Here is a 3,941-nt window from a genome sequence, read left to right as displayed (position 1 = left end):
TGGGAAGTTTGCGGTGGTGGTTATGGCATCCACTGGAGCGACATAGACGAGGATTTGAGTACAGAAGGGATGCTGCGTGGTGCGCCAGCCCCATCCTCCAGAAATTTATGAGTTAATCGAGGTGAGGCACTCTAACGTTCAAGCTCACTGGCGGCAGGTATCTAACGGTTACGAACTAAGCGATCGCCAGTCCGTCCAGTGCAGCGTCAGTTAGGTAAGCAAAAGCCCGTGATTGTTGGGTTTCGTGCCTCAACATTATCCCCCCTTTGAGTCAACCTGATGAATTGAGGTCCTCGTAAACCAGTAAATTAACTCTTTTTAATAGCCTTTTATCATTCTCTTGTAGCCAAATATAGTCAGACCATGATGCTTCGGTAAAAGTGATTTTCATTCATCAATTAATTGTTTAATTGATTTTTTTCCTGATTTAGCTTGTCCAATAGATTCTAATAGATGTTCGGCATTGGCAGGGTGGGATAATAAATATAGTGTTTCTCGCCAAGAGTTAAATTCATCTAAAGACATTAAAACAGCTTGTTTTCCTTGATCATTACATAATATAGTCGGTTCTACGTCAAGAATGACCCGATCAATAAGTTCATCTAATTGGTGTTTTGCTTGATTGCTCGTAATTGCTTTCATTTTGAGATAGTCAGAGTTTTATACACTATAAAGGTAACCGAAATTTACCTATTTTATTTGTCAATAAAATCTACGGGCGATCGCACTTATTTGAGTTGATAAAATTCCTGATCACTAATTCCTAACTGCTTGAGTATTTCTCGAAATAACCAACCTCCCATCTCAGCATTACCATGAACAGGAATAGTGGTTGACCGTCCATCCGGATGCTTCCAACGGGCATGAGTTCCTTTTTGACGAACTTTATGAAAGCCTAATTGTTTAGCAACTTTTTCTCACGGTTTTAGCTTTAGCTGGCATGAGAAACAGTTACCTCGACATCATCAGGTAAATTTTTGCCTTCTTCGAGGTATTCTTCTTGAATCATCTCAAAAACAGGATTTAATTCGGATAGGGCTGCTTCAGGAGTTTCTCCCCAGGCATGACATCCTTTAATGGCTGGAATATAGGCGACAAAAGTTCCATTGTCATCGGGACGTAAAATAATTTTATAGTCCTTTAAGGATTTCATTGTTGTTTTTCTCTAGATATTTTTTTGGCTGTCTATTCTATAGTTGAAAGACCCAACAAAGAGTAATCGGTGGATAATTTCTATTTTGTGCATAACCAAAATGCTCCGAAACGCTATAGCTCGCGCCTTCCAAACACTATCGTACTACAAGAGCGGCGATCGCACTAAATTTCTGATTTCATCTGCTTCTGAGCAAGATAATGTTCATCAAGGGCGCGTCTTAGCATCATTTTAATCACAGCAGATCTGCTAATGTTGAGTTCTTTTGCCATTGTATCAAGTTCAGTAAGCATAGGGCTAGGAATTTCCACCTTTTTGGTTTCTATATCCTGTCTTCTTCTTGAAGTCATCTGACGGCGTGTTCCGACTCTTGTTGTTGTGGAGTCAAAATAGCGGTCTATAACTTCTTCTCCTACTTCAATTTTTTGTTCAATTTCTTCAATAGAAATATTGTTCATAAATTTCTCTCTCCCTTTTCGTGCTTTTCCAATAAGTGATTAACCATATATATTCCCCTTAATGTACTCACCATTAATCATCACGGCTAATAGGGCGATATTGATTCAACCAACGAACTTGCCCTAAGCAATCTTCTGATTGAGTCTCTAAAAGAAAACGCTCGAGTGCCTTAATAAGGTCGGATAAGTTCCATCTGCTTTGAGCCGCCAGAATAATGCCATGATGTTCTGGGTATTGTATGGCTAAAGCGGAGAAATCTTTGATGTTGAATGTAAAAATACATCGCCCTTGAGCCGTTGCCTTCAAAAGTTGGGTTTCATCACTTGCATCTTTGGCTATCCATTCATTGGGAGTCCGAGTAACATCATGACCACGAACGGTTAGGGCTGATTGTAAGGCTTTGATAGACGTGTCCGCATCTTTGGTGTTGCCGCAGTTTAGACATTGGCTACTTCGCTCTCTTGTTCAGCTACGATCGCGCTGTCAATTTCGGTTTGATGTGCGGTGTAAAACCCTAGTGCGTCGTTAATTTGAGTTTCAGTTAACCCATATTCCTCGGCCAGCTGGTTGGGAGACATTCCCCATTGGTGGGTGGCGATCGCAATTGTCTGGACTCGAATCCCTGTCCCACGAATGACTGAGACGGGGTGACCACTGGCTCCTTGACGATAAGTAATGTGGGGAAAGCTTGGGTCATGGAATTGATGCTTGATTTCGGCAACTTTTTCAGCCACTGCCCATAAAATAAAGTCGTTGAGGGGAATGCCTTGACGCAAAGCACATTGTTCTACAACTTGGCTGAAGTTAAAGCGGCAAGTTAAGGGAGTAGGATGCCATCTTTAAGGTAAGGTCTGCATTGTCGGTTAATTTACCTTCCGATCCTAACGGATGCTCTTAGTATAGCAGAAGTCAGAAGTCAGAAGTCAGAAGTCACACTCTTGCGCTTACAAAGGGTGTGAGACTTTTGTCATGTCCTAACTGCCCTGGCGACTGCTATATAACGCGATCGCACTACACCTCCCGCGCGGGTTCCACAGTTCCCACACTTGCCATCAGCGCCGACCCGCTGGAAGTTGCAGAAGGCGATCGCTTTGATTGGTGGTTGGTTGGTGCTAAGGGCTGTTGATAACCCACCCTACAAGAACTACGATCGCACTATCTCCTCCATCGTGCCAGCATGTTTTTGGTTAAATTCACCTATTTCTCGATATACCTCATTTTTCGCAACTCGATCATATGGTGAATGGCGTACGCACATTATCTTAGGACATCACCCAAAAGTTATCAAATATGATAACCTGTAACTATGAACTGGCAAATTACTTTCTACAACGAGAAAGTAGAACAAGAAACATTGAACTTTCCACCAGGCATCCTCGCTAATTTTCTACACATCGCTGAGATGGTTGAAGAGTTTGGTCCGATGCTGGGTAAACCATACACAGCTTCAATGGGTGGCGGACTTTTTGAAATAAGATCAAAAGGTAAAGAAGGTATTGGTCGCTCTCTTTACTGTATGATCAAAGGAAGAGAAGTAATTATTCTGCATTCCTTTATTAAAAAGTCGCAAAAAACACCAAAAAAAGAATTAGATCTGGCCAAAAAACGGATGAAGGAGATAAAAAAGTGAGCCGTCCAACCTTTGCCAAGTTTAAAGAAAAAGCTCTAGTTAATAGTGAAGTTAAAAAAGAGTATGAAGCTCTGGCCGTAGCTTACGATCTTAGAAAGAAACTTATTGACCTAAGGAAAAAAGCCGGTTTAACTCAAGAAGAGTTGGCAAAAATTCTAAATACACAAAAGAGCAATATTTCCCGTTTAGAGAATGTTAATTCATCTTATTCTCCCAAGCTCTCGACGATCGAAGACTATGCTCAGGCTGTTGGATATAAGGTAGAAATTAATTTTGTGCCAATTGAACCTTCTCCTTAACCTGAAATTATATAGCGTTTCTCTTAGCTATGAGGTACACATTATTTTTTACCTCTTCCCTCTTACCTTTTCCCATATCCGCTGCTCCCTGCTCCCTGCTCCCTGCTCCCTGCTCCCTGCTCCCTAAAAACTTAGGTGCGCTTTCCGTAGGCGAATTAAATTCGCCACGGGTCGCACCTCAGAAATTTGTACCTCACAAGTCGTAGAATTGCTATAAGTGTTTGAGCTTATGATAACGGTTGGTCTTTTTTTGATAGTAGTTTGGTCAGTAAAGGGAAAAGGGACGAGAATAATATCCCCAAAATTATAGGTTGTCATACTCGGCATCTTCAGGATTATCCCAAATTTTAGCAAAGACAGATTCAGAAAGTTTAGTCGATACAACAGTTAATTTTCGCTC

At 41.3% G+C, this 3,941-nt stretch carries 10 protein-coding genes and 2 pseudogenes; 5 read left to right on the top strand and 7 right to left on the bottom strand.

Annotated elements, in window-relative coordinates; all coding sequences use genetic code 11:
• Positions 1–111: DUF2442 domain-containing protein (locus F6K20_RS27840; RefSeq protein WP_287296837.1), on the top strand; the 111-nt coding region annotated here is incomplete at its 5' end.
• Between the two features lie 187 nt (positions 112–298).
• On the opposite strand, the pseudogene F6K20_RS40895 reads toward F6K20_RS27840, so the two are convergent.
• The 7 genes and pseudogenes from F6K20_RS40895 to F6K20_RS27815 form a co-directional block, all read right to left on the bottom strand.
• Positions 299–391 (bottom strand): annotated as a pseudogene (locus F6K20_RS40895) (Txe/YoeB family addiction module toxin); the annotation flags it as partial.
• Complete coding sequence (locus tag F6K20_RS27835; protein ID WP_008189757.1) at positions 388–642, bottom strand: type II toxin-antitoxin system Phd/YefM family antitoxin; 255 nt, start codon at positions 640–642, stop codon at positions 388–390. The gene F6K20_RS27835 and the pseudogene F6K20_RS40895, both read right to left, overlap by 4 nt.
• Positions 643–728: 86 nt before the next feature.
• Positions 729–942 (bottom strand): annotated as a pseudogene (locus F6K20_RS40890) (type II toxin-antitoxin system HicA family toxin).
• On the bottom strand, positions 932–1,153 hold the full coding sequence (locus F6K20_RS27825; protein ID WP_008189754.1) for a type II toxin-antitoxin system HicB family antitoxin: 222 nt from the start codon (positions 1,151–1,153) through the stop codon (positions 932–934). The pseudogene F6K20_RS40890 and the gene F6K20_RS27825 overlap by 11 nt, the downstream one beginning before the upstream one ends.
• A gap of 164 nt (positions 1,154–1,317) precedes the next feature.
• A complete protein-coding gene (locus F6K20_RS27820; protein WP_287265998.1) occupies positions 1,318–1,611 on the bottom strand; it encodes a ribbon-helix-helix protein, CopG family in 294 nt (97 codons plus the stop codon).
• 73 nt (positions 1,612–1,684) lie between these two features.
• Entirely contained in the window at positions 1,685–1,951 is a 267-nt protein-coding gene (locus tag F6K20_RS40195; RefSeq protein WP_229415549.1) for a DUF5615 family PIN-like protein, read from the bottom strand.
• A gap of 98 nt (positions 1,952–2,049) precedes the next feature.
• On the bottom strand, positions 2,050–2,388 hold the full coding sequence (locus F6K20_RS27815) for a DUF433 domain-containing protein (protein ID WP_287255570.1): 339 nt from the start codon (positions 2,386–2,388) through the stop codon (positions 2,050–2,052).
• 188 nt (positions 2,389–2,576) lie between these two features.
• On the opposite strand from F6K20_RS27815, the gene F6K20_RS27810 reads away from it, so the two are divergent.
• The 4 genes from F6K20_RS27810 (at position 2,577) to F6K20_RS27795 (ending at position 3,747) form a co-directional block, all read left to right on the top strand.
• Positions 2,577–2,738, top strand: a complete 162-nt coding sequence (locus tag F6K20_RS27810) for a hypothetical protein (RefSeq protein WP_154659950.1) — start codon at positions 2,577–2,579, stop codon at positions 2,736–2,738.
• A gap of 180 nt (positions 2,739–2,918) precedes the next feature.
• Complete coding sequence (locus F6K20_RS27805; RefSeq protein ID WP_287296835.1) at positions 2,919–3,242, top strand: type II toxin-antitoxin system RelE/ParE family toxin; 324 nt, start codon at positions 2,919–2,921, stop codon at positions 3,240–3,242.
• A complete protein-coding gene (locus F6K20_RS27800) occupies positions 3,239–3,541 on the top strand; it encodes a helix-turn-helix transcriptional regulator (RefSeq protein WP_008189746.1) in 303 nt (100 codons plus the stop codon). The genes F6K20_RS27805 and F6K20_RS27800 overlap by 4 nt, the downstream gene beginning before the upstream one ends.
• Before the next feature lie 29 nt (positions 3,542–3,570).
• A complete protein-coding gene (locus tag F6K20_RS27795; protein ID WP_154659949.1) occupies positions 3,571–3,747 on the top strand; it encodes a hypothetical protein in 177 nt (58 codons plus the stop codon).
• Positions 3,748–3,941 lie beyond the last annotated feature (194 nt).

It is taken from the genome of Moorena sp. SIO2C4, assembly GCF_010672485.1.
Lineage (GTDB): Bacteria > Cyanobacteriota > Cyanobacteriia > Cyanobacteriales > Coleofasciculaceae > Moorena > Moorena producens.
The sequence above is the reverse complement of the archived record's forward strand: the minus strand, read 5'-3'. Positions and strand labels throughout refer to the sequence as shown.

What these genes read in the sequence shown, in the direction of transcription:
- F6K20_RS27805 (WP_287296835.1), top strand. Translation starts at nt 2,919, where the DNA reads ATGAACTGGCAAATTACTTTCTACAACGAGAAAGTAGAACAAGAAACA.
- F6K20_RS27820 (WP_287265998.1), bottom strand. Translation starts at nt 1,611, where the DNA reads ATGAACAATATTTCTATTGAAGAAATTGAACAAAAAATTGAAGTAGGA.
- F6K20_RS27825 (WP_008189754.1), bottom strand. Translation starts at nt 1,153, where the DNA reads ATGAAATCCTTAAAGGACTATAAAATTATTTTACGTCCCGATGACAAT.
- F6K20_RS27795 (WP_154659949.1), top strand. Translation starts at nt 3,571, where the DNA reads ATGAGGTACACATTATTTTTTACCTCTTCCCTCTTACCTTTTCCCATA.
- F6K20_RS27835 (WP_008189757.1), bottom strand. Translation starts at nt 642, where the DNA reads ATGAAAGCAATTACGAGCAATCAAGCAAAACACCAATTAGATGAACTT.